The 24,912-nt window shown below is 59.5% G+C and carries 27 protein-coding genes and 1 tRNA gene; 12 read left to right on the top strand and 16 right to left on the bottom strand.

Going from position 1 to position 24,912, the window contains the following annotated elements; all coding sequences use genetic code 11:
- Window positions 1-94: 94 nt before the first annotated feature.
- The 3 genes from BUB72_RS00925 to fabF all read right to left on the bottom strand — a co-directional run bounded on the left by BUB72_RS00925 (window position 95) and on the right by fabF (window position 4,342).
- A complete protein-coding gene (locus BUB72_RS00925) occupies window positions 95-1,423 on the bottom strand; it encodes a DNA-packaging protein (protein WP_073140424.1) in 1,329 nt (442 codons plus the stop codon).
- A 500-nt stretch (window positions 1,424-1,923) separates the two neighbouring features.
- Window positions 1,924-3,081 carry an endolytic transglycosylase MltG gene (mltG, locus tag BUB72_RS00930; protein WP_073139085.1) on the bottom strand — a complete coding sequence of 386 codons (1,158 nt, stop codon included), beginning with the start codon at window positions 3,079-3,081 and terminating at the stop codon, window positions 1,924-1,926.
- A gap of 7 nt (window positions 3,082-3,088) precedes the next feature.
- Window positions 3,089-4,342 carry a beta-ketoacyl-ACP synthase II gene (fabF, locus tag BUB72_RS00935; RefSeq protein ID WP_073139088.1) on the bottom strand — a complete coding sequence of 418 codons (1,254 nt, stop codon included), beginning with the start codon at window positions 4,340-4,342 and terminating at the stop codon, window positions 3,089-3,091.
- A gap of 191 nt (window positions 4,343-4,533) precedes the next feature.
- Here fabF and BUB72_RS00940 point away from each other — a divergent pair, with 191 nt between their 5' ends.
- Together BUB72_RS00940 and BUB72_RS00945 are read left to right on the top strand one after the other, a co-directional pair.
- Complete coding sequence (locus tag BUB72_RS00940) at window positions 4,534-5,559, top strand: nuclear transport factor 2 family protein (protein ID WP_073139091.1); 1,026 nt, start codon at window positions 4,534-4,536, stop codon at window positions 5,557-5,559.
- Window position 5,560: 1 nt separating this feature from the next.
- On the top strand, window positions 5,561-6,193 hold the full coding sequence (locus tag BUB72_RS00945) for a glutathione S-transferase family protein (RefSeq protein WP_073139095.1): 633 nt from the start codon (window positions 5,561-5,563) through the stop codon (window positions 6,191-6,193).
- Between the two features lie 110 nt (window positions 6,194-6,303).
- On the opposite strand, the gene BUB72_RS00950 is transcribed toward BUB72_RS00945, so the two are convergent.
- From BUB72_RS00950 to fabD, 5 genes are all read right to left on the bottom strand, one after another.
- On the bottom strand, window positions 6,304-7,566 hold the full coding sequence (locus tag BUB72_RS00950; protein WP_073139098.1) for a SulP family inorganic anion transporter: 1,263 nt from the start codon (window positions 7,564-7,566) through the stop codon (window positions 6,304-6,306).
- Between the two features lie 174 nt (window positions 7,567-7,740).
- Entirely contained in the window at window positions 7,741-7,974 is a 234-nt protein-coding gene (locus BUB72_RS00955; protein ID WP_021100083.1) for an acyl carrier protein, read from the bottom strand.
- Between the two features lie 218 nt (window positions 7,975-8,192).
- Complete coding sequence (fabG, locus tag BUB72_RS00960; protein WP_073139100.1) at window positions 8,193-8,930, bottom strand: 3-oxoacyl-ACP reductase FabG; 738 nt, start codon at window positions 8,928-8,930, stop codon at window positions 8,193-8,195.
- Window positions 8,931-8,954: 24 nt separating this feature from the next.
- The gene (locus BUB72_RS00965; RefSeq protein ID WP_073139102.1) at window positions 8,955-9,515 is read right to left on the bottom strand and encodes a hypothetical protein; all 561 of its coding nucleotides are present in this window, start codon (window positions 9,513-9,515) and stop codon (window positions 8,955-8,957) included.
- Window positions 9,508-10,446, bottom strand: a complete 939-nt coding sequence (gene fabD, locus BUB72_RS00970; RefSeq protein ID WP_073139104.1) for an ACP S-malonyltransferase — start codon at window positions 10,444-10,446, stop codon at window positions 9,508-9,510. Before fabD ends, BUB72_RS00965 begins: the two co-directional genes overlap by 8 nt.
- A 170-nt stretch (window positions 10,447-10,616) precedes the next feature.
- On the opposite strand from fabD, the gene BUB72_RS00975 reads away from it, so the two are divergent.
- Window positions 10,617-11,195: an exopolysaccharide biosynthesis protein gene (locus tag BUB72_RS00975; protein WP_073139108.1), complete on the top strand. Its 579-nt coding sequence runs from the start codon at window positions 10,617-10,619 to the stop codon at window positions 11,193-11,195.
- Window positions 11,196-11,333: 138 nt separating this feature from the next.
- Window positions 11,334-12,527, top strand: coding sequence for a cytochrome b/b6 domain-containing protein (locus tag BUB72_RS00980; protein WP_073139112.1), 1,194 nt, complete (start codon window positions 11,334-11,336; stop codon window positions 12,525-12,527).
- Here BUB72_RS00980 and otnK read toward each other — a convergent pair.
- From otnK to BUB72_RS00995, 3 genes are all read right to left on the bottom strand, one after another.
- The gene (gene otnK / locus BUB72_RS00985) at window positions 12,524-13,780 is read right to left on the bottom strand and encodes a 3-oxo-tetronate kinase (RefSeq protein ID WP_073139115.1); all 1,257 of its coding nucleotides are present in this window, start codon (window positions 13,778-13,780) and stop codon (window positions 12,524-12,526) included. The two genes, BUB72_RS00980 and otnK, sit on opposite strands and share 4 nt — an antisense overlap.
- The gene (ltnD, locus tag BUB72_RS00990) at window positions 13,777-14,676 is read right to left on the bottom strand and encodes an L-threonate dehydrogenase (protein ID WP_073139118.1); all 900 of its coding nucleotides are present in this window, start codon (window positions 14,674-14,676) and stop codon (window positions 13,777-13,779) included. Before ltnD ends, otnK begins: the two co-directional genes overlap by 4 nt.
- Window positions 14,677-14,841: 165 nt before the next feature.
- Window positions 14,842-15,411 carry a YceI family protein gene (locus BUB72_RS00995; protein WP_073139120.1) on the bottom strand — a complete coding sequence of 190 codons (570 nt, stop codon included), beginning with the start codon at window positions 15,409-15,411 and terminating at the stop codon, window positions 14,842-14,844.
- Between the two features lie 189 nt (window positions 15,412-15,600).
- Between BUB72_RS00995 and BUB72_RS01000 the strand changes: the two genes are divergently transcribed.
- From BUB72_RS01000 to BUB72_RS01020, 5 genes are all read left to right on the top strand, one after another.
- A complete protein-coding gene (locus BUB72_RS01000; protein WP_073139123.1) occupies window positions 15,601-16,323 on the top strand; it encodes a hypothetical protein in 723 nt (240 codons plus the stop codon).
- A 151-nt stretch (window positions 16,324-16,474) separates the two neighbouring features.
- Entirely contained in the window at window positions 16,475-16,825 is a 351-nt protein-coding gene (gene rpsF / locus BUB72_RS01005) for a 30S ribosomal protein S6 (protein WP_073139127.1), read from the top strand.
- Window positions 16,826-16,856: 31 nt separating this feature from the next.
- On the top strand, window positions 16,857-17,084 hold the full coding sequence (gene rpsR / locus BUB72_RS01010) for a 30S ribosomal protein S18 (protein WP_073139131.1): 228 nt from the start codon (window positions 16,857-16,859) through the stop codon (window positions 17,082-17,084).
- Window positions 17,085-17,096: 12 nt separating this feature from the next.
- The gene (gene rplI, locus BUB72_RS01015; protein WP_073139134.1) at window positions 17,097-17,723 is read left to right on the top strand and encodes a 50S ribosomal protein L9; all 627 of its coding nucleotides are present in this window, start codon (window positions 17,097-17,099) and stop codon (window positions 17,721-17,723) included.
- Between the two features lie 93 nt (window positions 17,724-17,816).
- Window positions 17,817-18,347, top strand: coding sequence for a hypothetical protein (locus tag BUB72_RS01020; protein WP_073139137.1), 531 nt, complete (start codon window positions 17,817-17,819; stop codon window positions 18,345-18,347).
- 51 nt (window positions 18,348-18,398) lie between these two features.
- Here BUB72_RS01020 and BUB72_RS01025 read toward each other — a convergent pair whose 3' ends face one another.
- The 3 genes from BUB72_RS01025 to BUB72_RS01035 all read right to left on the bottom strand — a co-directional run bounded on the left by BUB72_RS01025 (window position 18,399) and on the right by BUB72_RS01035 (window position 20,589).
- Entirely contained in the window at window positions 18,399-18,980 is a 582-nt protein-coding gene (locus BUB72_RS01025) for a hypothetical protein (protein ID WP_073139141.1), read from the bottom strand.
- Between the two features lie 166 nt (window positions 18,981-19,146).
- Window positions 19,147-20,484: a trigger factor gene (gene tig / locus BUB72_RS01030; protein ID WP_073139146.1), complete on the bottom strand. Its 1,338-nt coding sequence runs from the start codon at window positions 20,482-20,484 to the stop codon at window positions 19,147-19,149.
- 21 nt (window positions 20,485-20,505) lie between these two features.
- Window positions 20,506-20,589, bottom strand: a tRNA-Leu gene (locus BUB72_RS01035).
- 252 nt (window positions 20,590-20,841) lie between these two features.
- Here BUB72_RS01035 and BUB72_RS01040 point away from each other — a divergent pair.
- A complete protein-coding gene (locus BUB72_RS01040; RefSeq protein WP_073139150.1) occupies window positions 20,842-21,351 on the top strand; it encodes a Hint domain-containing protein in 510 nt (169 codons plus the stop codon).
- Window positions 21,352-21,426: 75 nt separating this feature from the next.
- Here BUB72_RS01040 and BUB72_RS19230 read toward each other — a convergent pair whose 3' ends face one another.
- The gene (locus BUB72_RS19230; RefSeq protein ID WP_342742135.1) at window positions 21,427-22,281 is read right to left on the bottom strand and encodes an NAD(P)H-hydrate dehydratase; all 855 of its coding nucleotides are present in this window, start codon (window positions 22,279-22,281) and stop codon (window positions 21,427-21,429) included.
- Window positions 22,278-22,946, bottom strand: coding sequence for an NAD(P)H-hydrate epimerase (locus tag BUB72_RS19235; protein WP_342742136.1), 669 nt, complete (start codon window positions 22,944-22,946; stop codon window positions 22,278-22,280). Before BUB72_RS19235 ends, BUB72_RS19230 begins: the two co-directional genes overlap by 4 nt.
- 149 nt (window positions 22,947-23,095) lie before the next feature.
- Between BUB72_RS19235 and BUB72_RS01050 the strand changes: the two genes are divergently transcribed.
- Entirely contained in the window at window positions 23,096-23,434 is a 339-nt protein-coding gene (locus tag BUB72_RS01050; RefSeq protein ID WP_073139156.1) for a P-II family nitrogen regulator, read from the top strand.
- Window positions 23,435-23,471: 37 nt separating this feature from the next.
- Entirely contained in the window at window positions 23,472-24,878 is a 1,407-nt protein-coding gene (gene glnA, locus BUB72_RS01055; protein WP_073139160.1) for a type I glutamate--ammonia ligase, read from the top strand.
- Window positions 24,879-24,912: the final 34 nt, after the last annotated feature.

Here is a 24,912-nt window from a genome sequence, read left to right on the forward strand (position 1 = left end):
GTCTGTCGCATCAGGGTAGAAACCCCTTCATCGCGTCGTTAAGGGCAATCTAGCGCACTGCCCCTAACATCACCTTACACCACCGTACGGTGCTCTAAAGCGTGCGTATCCGCGCTTGCGGGGCCGCCGCCCCCATCAGTTCCGTCAACGCCCAGACCAACGCGTCCACACGGTCCGGCGAGCCAGAGCCTTGAAAGCCCGTTACCGTCATCTGGCACATCTGGTCCTCCAAAGGCCCCAACGCGCCGTAATGCTTCACACGACCCTGTTCATACAAAGCCGCCACAGGCTCCGCCCGCGCCGCCTTGCCCCGCGACGCATGGACCGACCGGTACGGCACCAACGGGTCCAGCTGATGGATCAACGTCTCCACCAGATCGCCCCCTTGGTTCACTTCCGCCACCACACGCTCCGCCCCGTGCCGCTCGTAAGCCGCCAAGACAGCATGCGCCCAGCCGGTCGGCGACGCCCCCTCCACGGTCGCGTCCTCGATCACCACGGCCTCCCAGTCCTTGCCGGATCGCACCAAGCCAGCCACCACGATCCCGCACGCGTCAGACGCCTTCTTCGACGTCACCGCAGGGTCCACCGCGACCACCACCCGCTCGAACGCCGGTAACTCCGGCACCCGCAAATCCTCCAGCATCGACGCGCTCCACAAGGCACCGTCCAGATCGTCCAACAAAATGCCGTCCAACTCCTGACGCCCCATCCGCGTGTTGCCATAGCGGCTGCGGACTTCCTCAAGGAACGACGCCGCAAGGTTATCCTTGTTGGCCTCCGTCGGCGCATGGGTCACCACCGTCGACCCCGCATCCAGTATCTGTTTCAGCACCGTCACATTGCGCGGCGTGGTCGTAATCACCTGCTGCGGACGGTCCCCCAGACGCAGCGCGAATTGCAGCTGGTCATACGCCTCCCGCGCCTTGGTCCATTTCGCCAATTCATCCACCCAAGCCGCGTCAAACTGCGGTCCGCGCATATGCTCCGGCGACGACGCGCTATGCGCCTCCGCAATCGCGCCATTGGGCCAGACCAGCCGCCGCCGCGTTGCCTGCCATTCAGGCCGACGATCGGGCGGAGAGCACGCCAGTATCCCGCTATCGCCAAAAATCATCACGTCGCGCACTTGGTCAAAGGTCTCACCCACCAGCGCCACACGTCGCGCACGGCCCGGATCGCCGGGCATGTCGCCCTCGACCATCATGCGCACCCATTCGGCCCCTGCACGGGTTTTGCCCGCGCCACGCCCGCCCATGATCACCCAGGACCGCCAGTCGCCCGCAGGCGGCAGTTGATGCGGATGCGCCCAGAAGTCGAACAGGAACGGCAGCGCCGAGGCCTCCTCGTCGCTCAACCCGTCAAGAAAGGCCTCGCGGATCTCGTCCGGCTTGGATGCGATCAAGGCGGCGCCTGATCTCAATCCGGGCTGCCCCAAGGTCGACGGCGAACTCTCCCGCTCGTCCGGCACGCTTTCTGCGGTGTTCATCTAATTTCCCTTCCGCGTCTCTACTCATGTTCAACAGGGTCTGAAGTTCGTGCTTCAGCTTGTTTCTCAGCTCGGGAGGAACCGAACGGTCGGTGCGCGCACGTCGCCATTCCCGCCTGACATCTGTGGTCAGGTCATGCGCCATCGCCGTCAGGTCCTCCAAAATCTCGTCTACTATTTTCGTCACCGATAGGTCCGGCAAACCGGTTTGATCGGGGGTCTCTGTCATGCGGCCTCCTACCTTCCGCACCGGTGGCGGAAAGGCTTGGTCTGGGGTCGGAAAACGAAAAAAGCGGCCAAGGGTCATGGTGACCCGAGCCGCTTTCTCACTTGTTCCGTCTTGAGAGGTCTTATCCCTCATCAAAGCCCGAATGTCAAGAAATTGCGCCCGCGCAAAAGCTGCGAACGCTGTTCATTAACAAAGGGTTAGCGCCCTAGTTGTTGGCGTTCCGCTCCGCTTCGATCTTGCGCCATTTGGCAACATTCTCGTTGTGCTCCTGAATGGTCACAGCGAACGCATGTCCCCCCGTACCGTCCGCCACAAAGAAAATATATGGCGTGTCGTCAGGGTTCAGCGCAGCCTCGATCGCCAGACGGCCGGGGTTGGCAATCGGCGTCGGGGTCAGGCCCGGAATGGCATACGTGTTATACGGCGTCTCGCGGTCCAGTTCAGATCGGCGCAGACCACGCCCCAGCACGCCCTCGCCACGGGTAATCCCATAGATCACCGCAGGGTCGGTTTGCAGCTTCATGCCTTGGCGCAAACGGTTGGTGAACACGCTGGCCACCTGACGCCGTTCTTCGGCCACGCCGGTCTCTTTCTCGATGATAGAGGCCAGAATCAACGCTTCCTCCGGCGTCTCCAATGGCACCGACGGGTCGCGCGCTTCCCAAGCCTCGGCCAGAATTTTCTCCTGCGCCGCCTGCATCTTCGCAATCAACTCGGCACGATCCGCGCCCGGTTTGATCTCGTAGCTGTCCGGTGCAAGGCTGCCCTCAGCGGGCGTTGCCTCGATCTCGCCTTCCATCACATCCAGCGCGCGCAGGCTGTCGGCGACTTGCCAGCTGGTCACCCCTTCGGCCACCGCCACACGGTAGCGCACATCACGGTCGTCCCGCGCTTCCACATAGACCTGGGGAACCTCGTCCACGCCGGGCGTAAACTTCGCCGTCTCGATATATTCGTTCGTTGTAGGGTCCAGCTCCCGCACCACAGCACTGCGCGAGGTCACGCCAACGCGGTACACCACTTCCGTCCCGCAAGTGTTCTGTCCGCCACGGGTCACAACATCCACGATCTCTTGCATCGACGCGCCCGCAGGCACCAGAAAGCTGCCCGCTTTCAGCTGTTGCGATTTGTCTGCATAGTCCGCACCAATCCGGAAGATGCGCCCGTTCGAAACGGCCCCCTTGGCTTCAAGATCGCGTGAGACCAAAGCCATCGAGCCGCCCAAAGGCACACGCACACAAATCGCGTCCTCCAGCGGTCCCGCTTTGGTATATTGCGACTGTCCCCAGCCCACCAAGGCGCCAGCGGCGACCAGCAGCAGGATGAACAGCGTCAGAAAATTCGAGGCGATGGATTTCCACATGAGCGGATTACACTTTCCCCATAATCAGGCAGGCATTGGTCCCGCCAAAGCCGAAGCTATTGGACAAAACCACATTAACGTCGCGCTTTACCGCCTTGTTTGCACACAGATCAATGTCGGTATCCACAGCGGGATTATCAAGATTGATCGTCGGCGGGCAGATATTATCCCGCATCGCCAGAATGCAGAAGATCGCTTCAATCGCACCAGCGGCCCCCAGCAGGTGACCCGTCATCGACTTGGTCGACGACATGGTGGCCCCTTTGCAGGCATCGCCCAGCAGCCGCTCAACAGCGCCCAGCTCAATGGTGTCCGCCATGGTCGAGGTGCCATGCGCATTGATATAGTCAATCTGGCTCGGCTCGATGCCAGCCCGCTTCACCGCAGCCCGCATCGCGCGCTCTGCACCCTCATGGTCCGGTGGTGGTGCAGTGATGTGGTAGGCGTCACCTGAAAGCCCGTAACCCAGCACTTCGCCGTAAATCTTCGCGCCACGCGCTTTGGCGTGCTCATATTCCTCAAGCACAACAACGCCCGCGCCCTCGCCCATGACAAACCCGTCACGGTCCGCGTCCCAAGGCCGCGAGGCCTTCTCGGGGTCGTCCGCATGCGCCGTGGACAGCGCCTTGCAGGCGTTGAAGCCCGCTATGCCGATCTCGCAAATTGGGCTCTCCGCACCGCCCGCAATCATCACATCCGCGTCGTCCAGCGCAATCAGCCGCGCCGCGTCGCCGATGGCATGCGCACCGGTGGAACACGCCGTCACAACCGCATGGTTCGGCCCTTTGAAGCCGTAGCGGATGGACACTTGCCCCGACACCAGGTTCACCAAGGCCCCCGGAATAAAGAACGGCGACACCCGACGGGGTCCACGTTCCTTGATCAGCACAGCCGTTTCCGCAATCGACGACAACCCGCCGATGCCTGACCCGATCATCACGCCCGTGCGCTCCAGCTCGTGCTGGTCATCCGGCGTCCAGCCCGCGTCTTCCACCGCCTGCTGCGCCGCTGCCATGCCATAGAGGATGAAATCATCCACCTTGCGCTGCTCTTTGGGCTCCATATAGGCGTCAGGGTTGAACTCCCCTTCACCCTCTCCACGCGGCACTTCGCAGGCATAGCCCGTTCCCAGATGGGAGGCGTCAAATTTCTCAATGGTGCGCGCGCCGGATTTCCCCGCCAGCGCATTCTTCCACGTGGTCTCCACGCCGTCGCCCAAAGGCGTCACCATTCCAAGACCGGTAATCACAACTCGACGCATACCCACCCCTTTATCCTGTAGCACAAGGTTTATCCTTCGGGTCTTACACGTCCACGACCCAAAGGGGCAAGGTATCGCGTTGGATATTCACCGCCCAAAGGCGGCGGATCGCGCAACTTCGTGCCAATTTCCCTTGCGGGGGCGTGAAATGAGCGGCACTCCTAACGTGAATCCGAACTTTGCAGGTCGCCATGACAGATTTCACCGCCGAAAAAGCCATTTCCCGCGCCTACATGGCCGAATTCGACCGAGCCGCCCCGTCCGACCGTCTCAACCGGCTCAAGGCCCATACATCGCCGGACTTCCACTGGCGCGGCGTCCACCCGTTCAACCGGCAACCAAGCGCCAAGGCGGCGATGCAGGCGTTCTGGACACCGCTCCTCAACGCCTTCTCCAGCCTACAACGGCGCGAGGACGTCTTCTTCGCAGGTCTCAATGAAATCGACGGCTTCACCGCCACATGGACTTGCTCGATGGGGCATTTCATGGGCCTGTTCGACGCGCCATGGCTGGGCATCCCGCCCACAGGCAAGATGGCCTTCCTGCGCTACGCCGAGTTTCACCGGATCGAGAACGGCAAAATCGCCGAGACCGCGCTGTTTTGCGATGTCCTGTCGGTGATGGCACAAGCCGGTGTCGATCCCTTGCCGCCCCAAACAGGCGCGGCCTTCATCGTCCCCGGCCCGATGACCAATGACGGGCTGTTGCTGTCCTCCAGCGATCCCGACGAGGGCAAGGCCACCCTTGCCATCGTCAACAAAATGGCCAACAGCATTTCCAAGGCCAACGAGGTCTTGCAAGGTAAGTCCAAAACCTACCTGACCCCGCAGCAAGAGATGTCGGAGAATTGGCACGACGATATGATCTGGTACGGTCCCCACGGCATCGGTGCCACCTACACCATCGACCGCTACATCACCCAGCATCAGGCCCCGTTCAGAACCCAGCTGGCCGATCGCATCTTCAACGGCCACGTCGCCCGCTTTGCCGAAGGCAAATATTGCGGCTTCTTCGGCTGGCCCAACCTGACCGTCACCCCGATTGGCGGTTATCTCGGTCTCCCCGCCACGGGTAAACCTGCCGATATGCGGGTGGTCGATATCTACCGCCGCGACGGGGACAAGCTGGCCGAAAACTGGGTGATCATCGACATGCTGCACTTCTTGAAGATGCAGGGCCTCGACGTGCTGGAGCGCCTGAACGCAGGCGTGCGCTAATATGCTCAAGGTCTACGCGGTCGACCACTCTCTTTATTGCGCCAAGCTGCGCCTCACCTTGCGCACCAAGGGGCTGGAATGGGTCGATCTAACCCCGCCCGCCGACTACCTGTCGCGGGTCCCCACGGGGAACCTTCCCGCCCTTGTGGACGGAGACCTCACCCTCACCGACAGCGAGGCGATCGCCGAATACCTCGAAGAAAAGCACCCTGACCCCGCCATGCTGCCCGAGGGCCTGATCCCGCGTGCCAAATCGCGCGAGCTGTCCCGCTTCCATGACACAAGGCTGGAGCCGGCCCTGCGCCTGCTGTTCTCCAACGTCACACCGGCAACGCGCGTTGCATCCGAAATAGAGGCAGCGCACGCAGAAATCATCAAACGCCTCACCGCGCTGAGTACGCTGCTGGACCAAAGCCCGCTCCCCCGCGACCGCCTGTGGCTAAGCGATTGCGGCCTGATCGTCACGTTGGAATGGCTGGACCTGATGGAGACCCACACCGTCCTGCCTCCGTTGCACTGGTCCGCCACCGTCCGCACCTACCGCGCGCAAATGGAAACTCTCCCCCAAGTCGCGCAGGAACTGGCGTTCTACCGCCCGCATATGCGGGAATGGATGGCGGGGAAGTTGGGGTGAGTTAACCGACACCACAATAATTGGTGAATGTCCGGTCTGAGCCCATTCTGTCCAATGTCGCGGCGCGCACCAACGGCGGCTTCCCTAAAATATTCTAAATGTCTCGCGACCTATCGTTCCGGGTCGGACCACTCGGACGGTGGGACATCGCGGCGCAGCATCCGTAGGGCCAGACCCAATGCCACACCGACGCCGATTGCGACGGTCAGGTCGGCCAAGACCGTCAGAATTAGTGTTAACATCAGGAGGAACACATCGGATTTGCGCTCCACCGCATAACTCTTCCACTTTTGCGGCTCGCTCATGTTCCAGGCAGTCAGGATCAGCAAGCCGGCCAAGGCGGGCATAGCCATGTATCCCACAAGTCTTGATGCCAACAGCATGATGATCAGAATTGTCAGCGCGTGGATCAATCCGGCCACCGGTGTTTTGCCACCGGCGCGGATATTGGTCGCAGTGCGCGCAATCGCCCCCGTTGCTGGCATTCCACCGAAAAGGGAAGATCCGATATTGGCGGCCCCTTGCGCCAGCAGTTCGGCATTTGGGCGATGTTTTCCTTCAATCATGCGGTCGGCCACCATGGCAGACAGCAAGGATTCGACACCTGCAAGAAACGCGATGATCAACGCAGATGGCAGCAAAACGACGACCCTGTCGAAACTGAGTTCGGGCATCTGGGGCCATGGCAGGGAGTTGGGAAGATCTCCGAACCGAGACTGGATCGTATCGACTGGGAGATCGGCTAATGCGACAATGGCCGACGTGCAGGCGACTGCCACGATCAGCCCTGGCAGTTTTGGCGCGGCTTGGCGGAACAGCACGATCAGGACCATTGTCGCCAGACCAATCAAAGCTGACGCTACCGATAGGGTCGGACGCGCATGCCAAAGAACTTCGATCTTTGCGAGAAACTCTGCTGGTACCGCATCAACCGTGAGCCCAAAAAGATCATTGAGCTGACTTGTCGCGATGATGACAGCGATCCCGATTGTAAATCCGTTTATGACGGGTTCGGGTATCAGTCGAATAAGGTTTCCCGCCCGGAAGTAGCCAGCAACAAGCAGAATAAGACCTGCCATGAACGTGGCCAGGACCAAGCCATCATATCCGTGTGCAACGACCACCCCAAAGACGACGACAATGAAGGCACCCGTTGGGCCGCCGATCTGCACACGGCTGCCACCCAATAGCGAGACCAGGAAGCCTGCAACAATTGCCGTTATGAGGCCTTTTGACGGGTCGGCTCCGGACGCAATGGCAATCGCGAGACTAAGTGGCAAGGCCACCATAGCGACCGTCACGCCCGCTATTGCGTCTTTAACTAAAAGCTCCCGCGTGTAGCCAGGTAGGGTTGTGAGAATTTTGGGTTTCATGCGCTGACGTTAGGCCGATGTCTATTGGTTGTCATTGCCAAAGCGGACCGTCGCCTTGATGCTGCTAAGGCCAGCAAAGTCCGCATAGCGGAAGTGTGAAGCACCATCCCACGAAAACAAAAAAATGGCGCCCCGAAGGGCGCCATCTTCAATCTCGTCAAAGCTCTAAAAGACTTAAGAAGCTTCTTTGATGAATTTCGTTGCGTCGCCGAAAGTCTGGATGGTTTCTGCAGCGTCGTCTGGGATTTCGATCCCGAACTCTTCTTCGAACGCCATAACCAGCTCAACGGTGTCGAGGCTGTCTGCGCCCAGATCGTCGATGAACGATGCGTTTTCAACAACTTTGTCTTCTTCTACACCAAGGTGCTCGACAACGATCTTTTTAACGCGGTCTGCGATATCGCTCATGTTGTATTCCTCGTATTTGCTCGGGGTTTGCCCGATTGGTGGCGGGCAAGTTACCCTACCCAGTTGGTATTGGCCATTTGGCCTGTTATCTCGCCGCAAATGCGGCTGCCAAAGGTTTCCCCCCAGCTGATCTGCGCCGCCTATAGCATACCAAATGGGGAACGCAAACGCTTATACAACCCTCATTCAGCCAAAGCGAAATCGCTGCATCGCAGCGCTTAGATCATCGCCATTCCGCCATTCACATGCAGCGTAGTGCCCGTAGTATAACCCGCTTCAGCGCTGGCAAGATAGAGGGCAGCTGCCGCAATTTCACCCGCATCGCCCATCCGGCCCGCAGGAATTTGCCCAAGGATGCCGGATTTCTGGTCATCCGTCAGCTTCTCGGTCATCGGCGTGGTGATGAACCCCGGCGCGATGCAGTTGACGGTGATCCCCCGCGACGCGACCTCGTAGGCCAGCGACTTGGACATACCCACCATGCCCGCCTTGGATGCCGCATAGTTGCCCTGTCCCGGATTTCCCGTGGCCCCCACGACCGACGAGATATTGACGATCCGCCCCCACCGCGCCTTCATCATGCCACGCAAAACGCCTTTGCACAGCTTGAAGGTCGAGGTCAGGTTCACGTCGATCACCGACTGCCATTCGTCATCCGACATGCGCATGAACAGGTTGTCGCGGGTGATACCGGCGTTGTTGACCAGAATGTCCACCGCACCCATCGCCTCGACGGCCTGCTTGGGCAGCGCGTCTACGGCCTCGAAATCACTCAGGTTGCAGGGCAGCACATGCGCGCGCTCGCCCAGCTCTGACGCCAAGGCCTCCAACGGCTCCACTCGCGTGCCGGACAGGGCGACCGTTGCCCCTTGCGCGTGCAAGATTTTGGCAATCTCTCCGCCAATCCCGCCGGACGCACCCGTTACAAGCGCCGATTTTCCTTTTAGGTTAAACATCTTACTGCCCTTTCTTAATGTGTCTCAGCGTGTCACCACGCCGTATTTAATCAATTCGCCTCGCGTCATGACATGCACCTCGTTGAACGATGCGGCCTCTACCGTGAACCAGTAGAAGGCGTCAGACCCCAGCATATCCTCGATATAACCCCGCGTCGGTTCGTGCTGCTTTGATCCCCGCGGGTAGTCGCGGGCGGAGCCGAAACCGGTCTCCCACTCATGCACACCCACGACAGCGCCCGCAGGCACCGTGCGTTGCACCCCTGCCAGAAACAGGTCCACCCCGCCGGAAAACACTTCCGAGCTTGGCAGCATCCGCGTCGCCAGACCCCGTTCGCGAAGGGTGTAGCCCATCTCGGCCACCACTTCGGCATCCAGCGAGCCGTCGATCTGGCCGAGCACCACTTCTCGCAACGCCGGATTGCTGTCCAAAACATCGACAAACTGCCGCAAGGCCCGCGTGTTGATGACGCCATCCATGCGCAGGCTTTGCCCCTCGACCTGCATATTCAGGGTCTGGGACATGTTCTCCACCGTCCCGCAGCCCGCCACGAGGGCGAGCGAGAGCAGTCGGGCTTTAAGCATTCAACGCTTCCACCGCGGCCTTGACGTCATCCGCCGAGCCGATCGCCCGTGTGCCAATATCGCGGTTGATGCGACGGATCATGCCAGACAGGGCCTTGCCCGCGCCAATCTCCCAGATCTCGGTCACGCCCTGCGTGCCCATATATTCAACACTTTCACGCCAGCGCACGGAGCCTGTGATCTGCTCGACCAGAAGCGTGCGGATAGTTGACGAACTGCTAACCGAGGACGCCAATACGTTCGCCACCAGCGGCACGGAAGGGTCCTCGATATCCACATCGTCCAAGGCTTCGGCCATGGCGCGCGCTGCGGGTTCCATCAAGGCACAGTGAAACGGCGCGCTGACGGGCAACAGCACCGCGCGCTTGGCACCGCGCGCTTTGGCAAGCTCCACCGCGCGCTCCACGGCGCCCTTGTGGCCGGACACCACAACCTGGCTGGGATCATTGTCATTGGCGGCTTGGCACACCTCATCGCCCGCAGCTTCCTCGGCCACGGCCTGAACCGTCTCGAAGTCCAAGCCCAGTAGCGCCGCCATCGCACCGACGCCTACCGGCACGGCTTCCTGCATCGCCAACCCGCGTGTGCGCAACAAGCGCGCGGTATTTGCCACGGAAATGGACCCCGCCGCTGCAAGGGCCGAGTATTCCCCAAGCGAATGGCCCGCCACGAAAGACGCCGCGTCAACGCCAACCCCTTCGGATTTCAACGCCGCCATTACCGCCAAGGACGTCGCCATCAGCGCGGGTTGGGCGTTCTGCGTCAGGGTCAGTGTGTCCTGCTCTCCTTCCCAAATCAGAGCGGACAGCTTTTCGCCTAAGGCCTCGTCCACCTCGTCGAACACGGCTTTGGCCTCGGGATAGGTCTCCGCCAAATCGCGTCCCATCCCGATGGTCTGGGCCCCTTGGCCCGGAAATACAAATGCGCGCATATGGCTGCTCCCCTGTTCGTTTGTGGTGTTTTTTAAAGGTCTAGCCGACCCGCCGCCGCCTCACAAGCACGACAAGCCGTCTGCGGTATGTTTGGGCGACGCGAAATATGGTCACTTGATCGGGGCTGGATTAAGCTGGCGACTCGCCGCGCGCGGTCCCGGGAGAGCAAATGTTGGACGAAAACGAAAGTCTGGTCGCCTTGGTCGACAGGATCGTCGACGTGGCGGGACCGGATCAGATCAAGCTGGAAGAGCTGGTGCAAGCCGTCGGGCATGCAAGTTTTACCCCGATGCTGCTGGTCCCTGCTATTGCCTTGGCAACACCGCTTAGCGGGATACCATTGTTTTCGTCCTTCATGGGCGTCCTGATCTTCCTTGTTTCGGTGCAGATGCTGCTCAGACGCGACCACCTTTGGCTTCCACAATGGCTGCTCCGCCGCAAAGCCGATAGTTCACGCGTCAAGGGTGCGTTCAAGCGGATACGTCCGGCAATGGCATGGCTCGACGCACATACGGATGAGCGGCTGGCGGCCTTTTTCCACCGGCCGCTGATCTTCATTCCGCAATTGCTGTGCGTGCTGTCCGGTCTCATCTTGCCGATGCTGGAACTGGTGCCGTTTTCATCCTCCCCGATCGGCTGCGCTGTGGCGTTGCTGGCCCTCGCGATGCTGGCGCGCGACGGGTTGTATCTGGTGCTGGGGCTGATCCCCTATGGGTGTGTTGCATGGCTGGTGCTCCGCATTATCTAGCAGAACGGACTTCGGGACATCAGAAAGCCCAAAGTCGCGCAGCACCTGAAATAACGGCAGTGGCATGCACGGTTTCGTGCTTTCAGCTTCCACCCGATCGCGTTTAGTCTGACACCGGACATACACAGGAGCAGCCCGATGCGCGGCAACAGCACGACGACCTACGGGTCTGTCACCAAAAGTTTCCACTGGCTGATCGCCCTGCTGATCATCACCATGATCCCGCTCGGCATCTATGCCAACGGGCTTCCCTATGACACCGGCGAGGCACTGGCGTTCAAGGCGCAGATGTTCTCGATCCACAAAACTCTTGGCGTGTTCATCTTCTTCACCGCGCTGGCCCGCATCGCATGGGCCATCTCGCAGCCCAAGCCCGCGTTGCTGAACGCAGACAAGCGGTTGGAGACCATGCTGGCCGAACTCGTCCACTGGACGCTTTATGCCGCCCTAGTGCTGGTCCCGCTGACCGGCTGGATTCACCACGCGGCGACCACAGGCTTTGCGCCGATCTGGTGGCCGTTCGGGCAAGGCCTGCCTTTCGTGCCGAAGGACGACAGTTTCGCGCATATCTTCGCCTCGCTGCACATCGTGTTCGAGCGGGTCTTGGCCATATCTATCTTCCTGCACGTGGCAGGCGCGTTGAAGCACCACTTCATCGACAAAGACATAACCCTGAAACGTATGACCCCCGGCATCACCGAGCCTGACAGTGTGCCGGAACAACACCGCTCCGCCCTGCCGATCATCGGCGCGGTTGGGGCGTATCTGCTGGCGCTGGTTGTGGGTGCCAACCTTGGATTGTTCGCCGCTACCGAGCAGGACAGCGTGCCAAGGCTCGCGGCGGTCGAAAGCGGCTGGACGGTCCAAAGCGGCACATTGGCGATCACCGTGCGCCAGCTGGGCAGCGACGTGGAGGGCAGCTTTGCCGATTGGACCGCCGCCATTAACTTTTCCGAAACACCCGATGCGAACGGTGTCCATGGCGATGTGGAGGTGCAGGTCGCAATCGGCTCGCTCAGCCTCGGCTCCGTTACCGCGCAGGCCCTTGGCCCCGACTTCTTCGACGCGGCAACCCATGACACTGCCACCTTCAAGGCCGATATTCTGGAAGATGGCCCAACCTACACGGCAAACGGCACATTGACCCTGAAAGGCATGGAGGCGCCGGTGAACCTGCCCTTCTCGCTGCAAATCGACGGGGATACCGCCGTGATGCAGGGTCAGACGCGGCTGAACCGGACCAGCTTCAACATTGGCGAAACTTATCCCGACGAAAGTTCGGTGGGCTTTGATGTGGCCGTGACGGTCAACCTGACCGCCACACGCAACTAGAGTTTTGCCAGCGCGTCGGCAAAGAAGCTCTCCGCGCCGAAATTGCCCGATTTGAGGGTCAGGGCGATGTCCTGCCCCGCGCTTGTGGCAAAGCACCACGGCACGCCGGGCGCGATCTCCGCGCCGATGGTCAGTTGCGTCACGCCAAGCGCCTTGGTCACGGCGCCGGAGGTCTCGCCCCCCGCCACCACAAAACGCCGCACGCCCAACTCGCGGGCTTTCACCGCAAGGGCGGCCAAGGCGTCCTCAACCAGTTGGCCCGCTTTGGCGACGCCCAGCTTTTCTTGTGCGGCTTTCACCGAGGATGGCTCCGCCGTGGCGTAGATGATCTTGGCGCTGTCCACGGGCTGCTTTTCCAGCCACGCTGTTGCTGCGTCCGCACCGTTCCGGGCCAGATCCAGCGGGTCCAGACGGAGACCGTCGGCCTGCTCCAGATACGCCGCAACCTGCGCGCGGGTCATGGCGGAGCAACTGCCGGACAGCACGATTGCCCCTTCGGCCAGTGATGGTGTTTCCATCTTCGGGGAGTCGGTTTTGAGCGTTCCGTCCTCAAGATACAACTCCGGCAAGGCCATCGCCACGGCGCTACCGCCAGTGAGCAAAACCATGTCGCGGCAAGCCTCCGAGATCACATACAGATCGTCATTCGACACCGCATCGACCACCACATGCATCACGCCGTCGGCTCGCAACTCCGCCAAACGGTCGCGCAGGGCGTCGGCCCCCTTCTCGACGACCAAGCGGTTCGCCAGCCCCACGAGGCGCGTCACCTGCGGCTCCAGCAGACGCATCAGGTTGCTGTCGCGCATGGGTGTCAGCGGGTGGTCCTTCATCGGGCTTTCCGCCAAGGGCTGCTCCCCCACGAACAGGTTGCCCATGAAGATCGCGCGGCCGTTTTCGGGGAATGCGGGGCAATAGATCGTCTGCTCCGTGCCGAGCCTGTCCATCAACGCCTCCGCCACGGGGCCGATATTGCCGTCCGCTGTGCTGTCAAAGGTTGAGCAATACTTCCAGAAGAACCGCGCTGCGCCCGCAGCCCTGAGCCAGTCCAGCGCGCGCAGGCATTCGGCCACGGCAACGGACGCAGGCTCCGTACGGCACTTGAGGGCGATCACTTCGAACGCGGCAGTGTCGGACGGCGGCGCGTCCGGCACCCCCATATGCAGGTTCACCTTCACCCCGGACCGCGCCAGCAACCCCGCCAGATCGGTCGCACCTGTGAAATCGTCGGCGATGCAGCCGAGGACGGTCATACCATGCCCGGCAGTTTGATGCCGCCTTTGGTCGCCAGCAGTTTCGCCACCGCCGCGTCATCCTCGCGGCCCATGCCAGCGGCGGAGGCCTCCTTGAACAAGGCCAGCGCAGTTTGCGACAGCGGCACCGGATGATCCGCCGCCTCGCCGGTCACAATGCCCAGATCCTTCACGAAAATATCCACCGCAGAATGGGGGGTGTAGTCCCCTTCAACGATATGCGCGCCGCGATTGCCGAACATCCACGAATTGCCCGCGCATTCCTGAATGACCTCGTGCAGCATCCCCAGATCAAGACCGATCTTCGCCCCCAAAGTCAGCGCCTCGGCGGCGGCGGCGATGTGGACGCCGGCCAAAAGCTGGTTGATCATCTTGACCTGAGAGCCTTTGCCCGCCGCATCGCCCAAGCGGTAGACCTTGCTGGCAATCGCATCCAGACACGGCCCTGCCTTGTCGAACGCTTCCGCACGGCCCGAGGCCATGATCGTCATCTCGCCCGTCAACGCTTTGGCCGACCCGCCCGACACTGGCGCATCCAGCGCCATCATGCCTGCCGCTTCCAGCCGCTCTGCCAGATCAATGGCCCGCGTCGGCTCCATGGTCACGCAGGTCACGAAAACAGTGCCGTCCTGCGCCGCCGCAACCGCGCCGCCTGCCCCGAACAGAACATCTTCGGCCTGTGCGCCGTTCACGACGAAGACGAACACAACGTCAACTCCTGCACAGGCTTCGCTCACCGAGGTAAAGCTCGTGCCGCCCTCGGCGGTGAATCTCTCCAACACGTCGCCGCGGATATCTACGCCTCGTGTTTCAATGCCAGCGCGCAGCAGCGATACCGCCGCACCCCACCCCATCGAGCCAAGCCCAATGACCGCAGCAGTCATGTGATCTGTCATCAGGCCCTCCCAAGCACAAATTTCAAGATTTTATTATAATTTCAAAATTTGTGCCGTTTTCCGAGAATACTGTCAATCGCCGTTCGGTCTGCGATGAGCCCAAAACGAAAAAAGCCCCGCCCGGCACATCACGCCGGACGGGGCTTTAGCGTTTAATTAACCGTATTATTCGGCTTTTTGCGCCTCGATGGAGATCATAACCTGAACCTCATCGCTGATCGCTGGTGCGAACGCACCCAGACCGAAGTCAGAGCGCAGCAGCGTTGTGGTCGCGTCAAAGCCCAACCACGGCTTGCCCGCCATCGGATGCGTGTCCGACTTGTTCAGCTTGGCGTCCAAAACCACCGATTTGGTGACATCGTTCATCGACAAATCACCGGTGATTTTGGCCGTCGCATCGCCGGTCACTTCGATGCCGGTCGAGGTGAATGTGACCATGTCGCCGTCCTCGGCACCAAAGAAGTCGGGTGACATGAAGTGCCCTGTGCGCTTTTCCCAGCCGGTCAGCATGCTTTTCACTGGCATGGAAACGCTCACCGAAGACGCTGCCGGATCGGCGTCGTCAAAGGAAATCTCGCCCTCGAACCCCGAGAACATGCCGTAGGTCGTGGAGAAGCCGAGGTGGTTGTAGTTGAACACAACCTGGCTGTGGCTGGCGTCGAGCGTGTAGCTGTCGGCAGCAAATGAGGCAGTCGAGGCCAGCGCGAAGGCTGTAGCGAGAGCAAGAGTCTTCATGTCTGTTTATCCTTTCAAGGAAATAAAATCGTCGTCGCCTAAAATCGTGGATCGGTGGCGAAAAGCAATCCGGCGGCAATCAACAGTTTGTGTGCGTAAATACGGGGTAGACCTGTGTACGGGTGCAATTATCCACCATTTTGGCCGTCAAAATGGTACAGTCGGGCATTCAGCACGCGGGATGGGCAGATGATTGGCCTCATCAAAGAGTATTTGGACGACTACTTGCGCTTCTGGCAATTGCTGGGCGCGGCGTTGCTACGGCCCATCGTTGAGATATCTTACCGCGTGCGCCACGACAGCGGGTTTCGCAGCTCCGTTCTGTTTCTAGGCTCTGCGCTACTGACCAATGCGGTGCTGATCACGCTGGTGCTCGGGGACAGCCTGACCGATCTGAGCCGCGTGGTGATCTTGTGCATCCACGCGGCGTTCCTGTCGCTGATGGGCTTTGTCAGCTTTGCGCTTGCATGGAGAATTTGCCGCTACGAGGGCGATCTCAAACGCCTGATGCGGCTGGGCTTCTACTTCAACGGGATTTACGTCACCATCACGACCTTTGCCGCCTTGCTGTTTTACGGGGCGTTCAAGGTGCTCTCGCCGCAGCTTTATGCCATGTATCACAAGGGCCTGACCACCTGCGAAGACGGGATCGGCGCTAAAATCCAGCACCTGAACGACCTGATCGCCCAAGACCCGTTGATCGACATGCTCAACGGGGTTCAGACCACCGTTATCACCATCGCCCTTTTGGTCTATTGGGTCGCCTCTGTCCGGCTGTATTTCCGGCTGTTCCCGATGGGCGTTTGGCGCGGGGCGTTGGCCTTTGTGTTGGCGCTGGCGTTCTGGCATGTGCTGCTTGTGGTGGACATGCTGTTATTCCTTGCGATCGCAGGTCGGATTAACGGCTGTTGAGGCCCCCAATTCCCTTGCGCCCTGCCCGATCCCTGCTATACCGCGCGGACCTTCGTGAAACTATTTGAACCGCGATGCCACTCGTGGATGGGTGCGAAGGTCTTGAATGCCCGTCCTATGAAGCACGCCTGAAAAGTAAGAGGAATTACACATGCCAATGTATGAGCACGTGTTTATCTCGCGCCAAGACCTGAGCAACACACAAGCTGAAGGTCTTATCGAGCACTTCTCCGCAGTCCTGTCGGACAATGGCGGCAAGGTTGTCGAGCACGAGTATTGGGGCCTGAAAACCATGGCCTACAAGATCAACAAAAACCGCAAGGGCCACTACGCCTTCGTCCGTTCGGATGCGCCAGCCGCAGCCGTTCAGGAGATGGAACGCCTGATGCGCCTGCATGACGATGTCATGCGTGTTCTGACCATCAAGGTCGATGCGCACGAAGAAGGCCCATCCGTCCAGATGCAGAAGCGCGACGAGCGTGAACGCCGCCCTCGCAACTGATATTGTTGACCTGAACTTAAGGAGCTAAACCATGGCTGCTAAACCATTTTTCCGCCGTCGCAAGTCCGATCCATTCGAGGGTGATAACGCCCCGAAAATCGACTATAAAGACACCCGCACTCTGCAACGCTATGTTTCCGAGCGTGGCAAAATCGTCCCTTCGCGTATCACCGCTGTTGGTGCCAAGAACCAGCGTGCGCTGGCCCGTGCCATCAAACGCGCACGTTTCTTGGCCCTGCTGCCCTACGCAGTGAAGTAAGGAGCAAAGCACATGCAAGTTATCCTTCTGGAACGCGTCGCGAAACTCGGCCAAATGGGCGATATCGTAGACGTAAAAGCGGGTTACGCCCGCAACTTCCTCCTGCCGCAAGGCAAGGCGTTGAACTCCACCAAAGCCAACCAGGCTGTCTTCGACGCGCAAAAAGCGCAGCTCGAAGCCAACAACCTGGAGACCAAGAAAGAAGCCGAAGCAATGGCTGACAAACTTGGTGGCCAACAGTTCATCGTGATTCGTCAGGCATCTGACGCCGGCGCTCTGTACGGCTCCGTCACCACACGTGACGCGTCCGACAGCGCAACGGCTGAAGGCTTCACAATTGACCGCGGTCAAGTCGTGCTGGAACGCCCGATCAAGTATCTCGGCGTTCACGACGTGTCTGTACGTTTGCACCCCGAAGTCGAAGCCACATTCTCGTTGAACGTGGCCCGCTCGGTCGAGGAAGCAGAACTGCAAGCCTCCGGCAAATCCATTCAGGAACTGGCTGCTGAGGCCGAGGCCGAAGCAGAATTCGAAATCGCCGAACTGTTCGACGATATCGGTGCTGCCGCCTCTGAGGACGACGATCTGGCCGAGGCGATTGAAGCCCCTGCCGCTGAGGAAGGTGAAGACGAGGCGTAAGCCTCCTCTTCCACATTCTCACAGATTTAAGGCCGTCCTTCGGGGCGGCCTTTTTCGTTGCACCTGCCGGCGCACGCGCCGCACACTGGGCCGATGAAAACTCTTCTGATTTGCCTGTTCGCGGTCTTGGTCATCGCCCCACCCGCAATTCTTGCGCATCAAGCCGGATGGCGTGTCGCCGCTTGGCGTCCCGATGCGAAACAGGTGCTGGACCGCCGCGCCTTCGGTGCGCTCGATTATGACGAGATGACATTCACGCTCACCGCCGTGCCAAGCCCGACCTATCGCGCGACACTACGGGATCGGCGGAAGATCCTGTTTTCAAAGCGAAGCCTTCATCAAGACATCTGCAACCAAGTGCTCACACGCGAACACCCCGCGATAAGCGCCGCGCCCTACTCCCGATTTGCGCTGATGATGGGCCTGCTGGCACGGCGCACGCCGATCACCATCCATGTCTCGCGCTCCAAGAACACGTTGAACCCCTTCATGCTGCTCTCCATCATGAGCAACCGGACCGAAAGCAGCCCCGATCCGTTCGTGGTCGAGCTGGATACGGTCGAGGAAACCTTGATCCTGCATCCGGATGACCGCTGTGAAAATATCACTCCAGCAAACGAATAAGACCGCCCCAAAAAGGAGCGGCCTGATAGCTGCTAAAAATATCTTTTGAAATTACGCGACGCCGGTGTCCCCACGCAGGCGCGACAACAGTGGCTCCAGATCCATCATGTCGCCGCCGACGATTTTGAAGGCGCGGCCACCATGGGCGCTCAGCTTGATGGTGCCGTAGTCAAGGCGGGTGATGGCGCTGCGTAATTCGGTCATCAGGCTGGTTTCAGCCAGATCAATGCGGGTGATTTCCTCGAAGCGAAGCGTTTTGCGGGAGTTCATAATGCCATACGGGGCCCGTGAAATAATGTGCAGCACGCGGCCCTTCAGGTCGATTTCGACCTCGTCGCGCGATTGGGCGAAGGCACCGTTCACAACCAAAGCCGCCGCCACGATGTAGATTGCAGTCGACAGAATTGCCTTGGTGATCGCAGGATCACCGGGGAAGCTTGTGTCAGTCAGCGTCCAGACCATGCCGCCTGCAGCCATCATGCCAAAGCAAATCGCCGCCATGAACACGCGAACAACTTGCACCTGCCAGCCTTCAAGCTTGGTCTCGCAAACGCGGTATCCCGCAGATGTGCGTTTCACATCAACAGATTGTTGTTGGTCCGGTGCGTCCAGCGTGAAGTCCATCAGGCTCATTGCAAATTTCCCTAAATTGTCTTTTCCCTGCCTGTACCCTGACGCCCAAATAAGACCAAATTTCAGCAATCCTGCGCAAAAGCTGGGACATTGGCCGTACGCTTTCAGGGCAACAAAAAAGGCCGTCACGAAGGACGGCCTTAAATAACGTTGCTCTGTCAGAGACTTAAGAGGCGTCGTCTTCCAAAGCTTCGACAGCTTTTTCAAGGTCGGCTTTCTTGACCTCTTTCTCTTTCACGTCTGCCAGCTCGAACACATAGTCGACGACTTTGTCTTCAAAGATCGGCGCGCGCATTTGCTGCTGCATCTGCTGGTTCTGCTGGATGAACTCGAAGAACTGGCGTTCCTGCCCCGGATACTGGCGCGCTTGGTTCATGATCGCTTGGGTCATTTCGGCGTCGGTGACCTCGATCTCGTTCTTGCGGCCCATCTCGGCAAGCAGCAGGCCAAGGCGCACGCGGCGCTCTGCAAGGCCTTTGTGCTCGTCGGTGGTTTCGATCTCTGGGTGATCGTGGCCTTGAACGTCAGGGTTTTCCTCGTGCCACAACTGGTGCGCGATTTGACCTGCTTCGGCTTCGACCAGTGTCGGAGGCAGCTCGAACTTAACCAGCTTGTCCAGCTCGTCCAGCAGCTTGCGCTTCAGGACTGCGCGGGATGCGCCACCGAACTCGGCTTCAAGACGCTCGGCCACTTGGGCTTTCAGCGCGGCCAGATCTTCGGCACCGAACTGCTTGGCCAGCTCGTCGTTGATCTCTGCGGCTTTCGGTTCTTTGACGGCTTTGATCTTGCACTCGAACACAGCGGCTTTGCCAGCCAGATGCTCGGCTTGGTATTCGGCCGGGAAATCCACCTTCACTTCAACGTCGTCGCCAACTTTGACGCCAACCAGTTGCGCTTCAAAACCCGGAATGAACGAATTGGAGCCCAGAACCAGCGGATAGTCTTCTGCGGCACCGCCCTCGAAAGGCTCGCCATCGACCTTGCCAAGGAAGTCGATCGTCACTTGGTCGCCATCTTTCGACTTGGAGCCTTTTTTGCGATCGTCAAAGTTTTGAGCGTTTTCAGCCAGGTTCGACAGAGCTTCGTCGATGTCCTTGTCTTCAGCCTTTACAACCATCTTTTCCAGTTTGATCTTTTTCAGATCAACATCAGGAATTTCCGGCAGTTTTTCATAGGAGACGGACACGTCGACATCGTCGCCCGGTTTCCAGTCGTCATTGATCATTTTGATTTCAGGCTGCATCGCAGGACGGTCGCCGGACTCTTCGAAATGCTTGGACATCGCACCATCAATGCTTTCCTGCATCGCTTCGCCCATGACCTTGTCACCGAACTGCTTTTTCAGCAGCGCCATAGGCACTTTGCCCTTGCGGAAACCCTTCATCTCGACTTCGGGCTGAGCCTCGAGAAGCTTTTCGTTTACTTTCTCGTCCATCTCAGCGGCAGTGACTACGATGTTGTAGCCGCGCTTGAGGCCTTCGTTCAGGGTCTCGGTGACCTTCATATTAGTCGTCCTTATATATAATGGTGCGGGTGAGAGGACTCGAACCTCCACGCCTTGCGGCGCCAGAACCTAAATCTGGTGCGTCTACCATTCCGCCACACCCGCATAACTTTATTGACTAAGGAGTCGCCTCCGAAGCCCGCTTCGCGCCCATGTAGCAAAGCCCGCCAAGGGATGCGAGACGAAAATCACGCAATCGGTCACCAAAAGGTAAGGCAACCCGTACCTCGTGGGCCGTTCGCCTCGGATTCATCGCGACATGGCCTTGGTCTGGTCAGGGTCGTGTCCATTTTCTGCCTCATTTAGATTTCATTAATTAACCATCGAAAGACGCAACCAATTATTCGGAGCGAACACATGTCTGCCAACATGCACAAGACTTTCGGTGGGGGAAACGACACCATCACCAAACTCAGCGGCCTTCTGGGCGGCTCTCAGGTTCTGACAATGCGCGGCTATATGCCAATCTCCAGCCTTGAAGCTGGCGACCGCATCGTCACACGGAACGGAATGCGCACCTTGCAAGAGCTGCGCGTGGAACGCCACATGATGCGCCCGATCCGCGTGGGTCAGGGGACACTTGGTTTCTCCCGTCCAAACGCCGACATGCTGATGGCCCCTGACCAAGAGGTCATGGTCCGCGACTGGCGCGCCGAGATGCTGTTTGGCCGCGACATGGTCATCGTCAACATCAGCACAATGGTCGACGGCAAATACATCGCCGAAGAGGCCGAGCTGGACATCCACGAGGTCTATCAATTGGGCTTTGAGGAAGAGGAAATCTTCTACGCTGACGGCGTTGAAGTGATTTCCAACTTCGCCGCAGAAATAGCAGCCGATCCAGAGAAAGTCTTCGTCGCCGCCTAAGGCTACGACAACGACCTCGCTACACCGCATCTGGCAGCGGGGCCTCTCTTCCGGAGGCCCCACCCCGCCAAAAGACTACACACCCAATTCGCGATAGAGACCCGGGATTTGCTGCGGCAAATCCTCGGCGATGAGCCCGGGCCCCGCGTGAGCCGCGGCCATGGCATGCAGCAGCGCTCCGATCTCGGCCGCCTCCACTGGCGTGCACCCCTTGGCCAGCAGGCCCGTGATCAGCCCTGCCAACACATCGCCCGCCCCCGCCGTTGCCAGCCAAGCTGCTGCTGGCTCGGACGTGGTGTCCATAACAGCTACAGGACATCCGGGGGCCGCGATGGTGGTCTGCGCGCCTTTATACAGCACCACAGCCCCCGACAAATCCGCCGCCCTTTGGGTGGCGTCTTTCTTTTCATCCAAGTTAAAAGGCTGGCCGTCTTCGCCCAAGCCCGGAAACAGCCTGCGAAACTCGCCCGCATGGGGTGTCAGCACGCAGGTCTCGTGCAGTTGGGTGAACAAATCGCGGTCTTGCGCCATCAGCGTCAAGGCATCCGCATCCAGCACCAGCGCACGCTGCGTGGCGAGTGCAGCGCGTAGGGTGGCACCGTTCTCAGCCTCCAACCCGAACCCCGGCCCGATGCACAGCGCGTTGATGCGCGTATCTTCAGCGAGGATCAGGGACAGGTCCAACGCCTCGGACACCTCGCGCAGCATGATCCCCGTCAGATGCGCGGCACATTCCGGCAAGGCGTCGTGCGGTGCGCCAACGGTCACCACCCCTGCCCCCACACGCAACGCCGCCATGGCAGCAAGTCGGGCAGCGCCAGTGCGATTTTCCGGGCCGGACAGGGCCAAGGCCGAGCCGTGGCTATACTTATGCTGGTCAGAGCTCTTGCGGAGCAGATCAATCTGCTCTGGCGTGATCGTTAAACTCATAGGCCGATGTCCTTCACGACGACTTTTCCGCACACCTGCGCACCATCAGCCATCACGTGGCCAGCTTTAGGGCGATGGAAAGTCACCGTAAGCTGGTTCTGCCCTGTATAGTGCGGCCAAGGACACATCAAGTCGCCGGTATCGCTGGAAACATAACTGGGGATATCCACTGCAACGCGGCGGCAATTGAGCGTTGCCATCAATATGTTGCGCAGTTCATCAGGCAGCGGTCGATTCATCCCAATCCCGAACAACGCGTCCACTACTACAGGATGTGAAGCCCAACGATAACTATAGCAAACCTCAATTTTGGAGACGCCACCACGTCCAAGCCATAATTCATAGTTCACACGCGCATCCGGAGGCAATTTCTTGGCGTCGCCATAGAGAAAAGTCTCGACACCCCACCCCGCCTTTTCCAGCAAACGCGCGACGACAAACCCGTCGCCGCCATTGTTGCCCGGCCCGCATAAAACCACCGCGCGGCGCTTGTCCTTAACCAACTCCGGCCACTCCTCAAAAATGGCCTCCACCACCCCCTTGCCCGCACGCTCCATCAATTCCAGTCCGGTGACACGCCCCGATGCGATCGCGGCCTGCTCCAACGCACGCATTTCGTCGCTGGTGATTGTCTCGGATGACCCCGTTTGGTCTGAAGTTTTCATTCCGCCCACTTTCTCAGCGTTATGCACAAAATTTAAGCATCTCTCGTCTCGCGTCGGCTGTAACCCGCCCCATCAACAGTCTGCCAATTGTGCCTCTCAATTGAAAGTGGTCTGACCCATTCAAGACGAGCAAAGGGAGTCGGACCGAGATGAAGAAGATTGAAGCGATTATCAAGCCGTTCAAATTGGACGAAGTGAAAGAAGCGCTGCAGGAGCTGGGCATTCAGGGTCTCTCCGTCACCGAAGTCAAAGGCTTCGGTCGCCAGAAGGGGCACACCGAACTGTATCGCGGCGCCGAATATGTCGTGGACTTCCTGCCGAAAGTCAAAATCGAGGTCGTGCTGGCCGACGACCAGTTGGATGGCGCCATCGAGGCGATCATCGAGGCCGCCAAGACCGACAAGATCGGCGACGGCAAAATCTTCGTCTCCACCGTGGAGCAAGCCATTCGCATCAGAACCGGTGAAGCCGGTGACGACGCACTTTAACCAACACTTAGCTAACTGATAAAAGAGGAACGGCCAGATGAGTAACAAAGATCTGCTGAAAACCATCAAGGACGAGGACGTCGAATACGTCGACATCCGTTTCACCGACCCACGCGGCAAGCTGCAGCACGTGACCATCGTCGCCGATCTGGTCGACGAGGACTTTCTGGAAGAGGGCTTCATGTTTGACGGCTCCTCCATCGCCGGTTGGAAATCCATCGACCAGTCCGACATGAAGCTGATGCCGGATGCCAAATCCGCCTATATGGACCCGTTCTACGCTGAAAAAACCATCTGCGTGCACTGCACCGTGGTCGAGCCCGACACGATGGAGCCTTACGACCGCGACCCGCGCGGCACCGCCGAAAAGGCCGAAGCCTACCTGAAAACCACCGGCATCGGTGACCAGTCCTTCTGGGGTCCCGAAGCTGAGTTCTTCCTGTTCGACGACGTCCGTTTCTCGGTCGAAATGAACAAAGTGTCCTTCGAAGTCGACGCACAAGACGCGTCCTGGAACTCCGACACAGAATACGAAATGGGCAACATGGGCCACCGCCCGGGCATCAAGGGCGGCTATTTCCCTGTGAACCCGACTGACGCGGTGCAGGACCTGCGGTCTGAAATGCTGTCCACCATGAAGCGCATGGGCATGAAGGTCGACAAGCACCACCACGAAGTTGCCAGCTGTCAACACGAGCTGGGCCTGATCTTCGGCTCGCTGACGCATCAAGCAGACGAGCTGCAAAAATACAAATACGTGATCCACAACGTAGCGCACGCTTACGGCAAAACGGCGACCTTCATGCCGAAGCCAATCGCAGGCGACAACGGCACCGGCATGCACGTGAACATGTCGATCTGGAAAGACGGCAAGCCGATCTTTGCGGGCGACCAGTATGCCGACCTGTCGCAGGAAGCCTTGTATTTCATCGGCGGCATCCTGAAGCACGCCAAGGCGCTGAACGCGATCACCAACCCTGCGACCAACAGCTACAAACGCCTGATCCCGGGCTTCGAGGCTCCGGTTCTGCGGGCCTATTCCGCCCGTAACCGGTCCGGCTGCGTGCGTATCCCGTGGTCCGAGTCGCCCAAAGCCAAGCGCGTGGAAGCCCGCTTCCCCGATCCGGCTGCGAACCCCTATCTGTGCTTTGCGGCATTGCTGATGGCTGGCCTCGACGGCATCAAGAACAAAATTGATCCCGGCCCCGCATCCGACAAGGATCTTTACGATCTACCACCGGAAGAGCTGGCGGGCATCCCGACAGTGTGCGGCAGCCTGCGCGAAGCGCTGCAAGCTTTGGAAGAAGATCACGAGTTCCTGCTGGCCGGTGACGTGTTCACCAAGTCGCAGATCGAGGGCTATATGGAGCTGAAGTGGGAAGAGGTTTACGCCTACGAGCACACGCCACACCCGATTGAGTACAAGCTTTACTACAGCTGCTAAGACCAGCACCAAGAGTTCGGAAAAGGCACCCCCT

This window comes from Litoreibacter ascidiaceicola (assembly GCF_900129235.1).
In the GTDB taxonomy this organism is placed as follows: Bacteria; Pseudomonadota; Alphaproteobacteria; order Rhodobacterales; family Rhodobacteraceae; genus Litoreibacter; species Litoreibacter ascidiaceicola.

Coding starts and splice junctions, on each gene's coding strand:
- BUB72_RS00950 (WP_073139098.1), bottom strand. CDS start 7,566: ATGAAACCCAAAATTCTCACAACCCTACCTGGCTACACGCGGGAGCTT.
- rpsR (WP_073139131.1), top strand. CDS start 16,857: ATGGCTGCTAAACCATTTTTCCGCCGTCGCAAGTCCGATCCATTCGAG.
- BUB72_RS01040 (WP_073139150.1), top strand. CDS start 20,842: ATGTCTGCCAACATGCACAAGACTTTCGGTGGGGGAAACGACACCATC.
- fabD (WP_073139104.1), bottom strand. CDS start 10,446: ATGCGCGCATTTGTATTTCCGGGCCAAGGGGCCCAGACCATCGGGATG.
- ltnD (WP_073139118.1), bottom strand. CDS start 14,676: ATGACAGATCACATGACTGCTGCGGTCATTGGGCTTGGCTCGATGGGG.
- BUB72_RS01025 (WP_073139141.1), bottom strand. CDS start 18,980: ATGAGCCTGATGGACTTCACGCTGGACGCACCGGACCAACAACAATCT.
- BUB72_RS01020 (WP_073139137.1), top strand. CDS start 17,817: ATGAAAACTCTTCTGATTTGCCTGTTCGCGGTCTTGGTCATCGCCCCA.
- fabG (WP_073139100.1), bottom strand. CDS start 8,930: ATGTTTAACCTAAAAGGAAAATCGGCGCTTGTAACGGGTGCGTCCGGC.
- otnK (WP_073139115.1), bottom strand. CDS start 13,780: ATGACCGTCCTCGGCTGCATCGCCGACGATTTCACAGGTGCGACCGAT.
- BUB72_RS00995 (WP_073139120.1), bottom strand. CDS start 15,411: ATGAAGACTCTTGCTCTCGCTACAGCCTTCGCGCTGGCCTCGACTGCC.
- fabF (WP_073139088.1), bottom strand. CDS start 4,342: ATGCGTCGAGTTGTGATTACCGGTCTTGGAATGGTGACGCCTTTGGGC.
- BUB72_RS00965 (WP_073139102.1), bottom strand. CDS start 9,515: ATGCTTAAAGCCCGACTGCTCTCGCTCGCCCTCGTGGCGGGCTGCGGG.
- BUB72_RS19235 (WP_342742136.1), bottom strand. CDS start 22,946: ATGAAAACTTCAGACCAAACGGGGTCATCCGAGACAATCACCAGCGAC.
- BUB72_RS01050 (WP_073139156.1), top strand. CDS start 23,096: ATGAAGAAGATTGAAGCGATTATCAAGCCGTTCAAATTGGACGAAGTG.
- BUB72_RS00955 (WP_021100083.1), bottom strand. CDS start 7,974: ATGAGCGATATCGCAGACCGCGTTAAAAAGATCGTTGTCGAGCACCTT.
- rplI (WP_073139134.1), top strand. CDS start 17,097: ATGCAAGTTATCCTTCTGGAACGCGTCGCGAAACTCGGCCAAATGGGC.
- BUB72_RS19230 (WP_342742135.1), bottom strand. CDS start 22,281: ATGAGTTTAACGATCACGCCAGAGCAGATTGATCTGCTCCGCAAGAGC.
- BUB72_RS01000 (WP_073139123.1), top strand. CDS start 15,601: ATGATTGGCCTCATCAAAGAGTATTTGGACGACTACTTGCGCTTCTGG.
- BUB72_RS00975 (WP_073139108.1), top strand. CDS start 10,617: ATGTTGGACGAAAACGAAAGTCTGGTCGCCTTGGTCGACAGGATCGTC.
- BUB72_RS00980 (WP_073139112.1), top strand. CDS start 11,334: ATGCGCGGCAACAGCACGACGACCTACGGGTCTGTCACCAAAAGTTTC.
- BUB72_RS00945 (WP_073139095.1), top strand. CDS start 5,561: ATGCTCAAGGTCTACGCGGTCGACCACTCTCTTTATTGCGCCAAGCTG.
- glnA (WP_073139160.1), top strand. CDS start 23,472: ATGAGTAACAAAGATCTGCTGAAAACCATCAAGGACGAGGACGTCGAA.
- mltG (WP_073139085.1), bottom strand. CDS start 3,081: ATGTGGAAATCCATCGCCTCGAATTTTCTGACGCTGTTCATCCTGCTG.
- BUB72_RS00940 (WP_073139091.1), top strand. CDS start 4,534: ATGACAGATTTCACCGCCGAAAAAGCCATTTCCCGCGCCTACATGGCC.
- rpsF (WP_073139127.1), top strand. CDS start 16,475: ATGCCAATGTATGAGCACGTGTTTATCTCGCGCCAAGACCTGAGCAAC.
- tig (WP_073139146.1), bottom strand. CDS start 20,484: ATGAAGGTCACCGAGACCCTGAACGAAGGCCTCAAGCGCGGCTACAAC.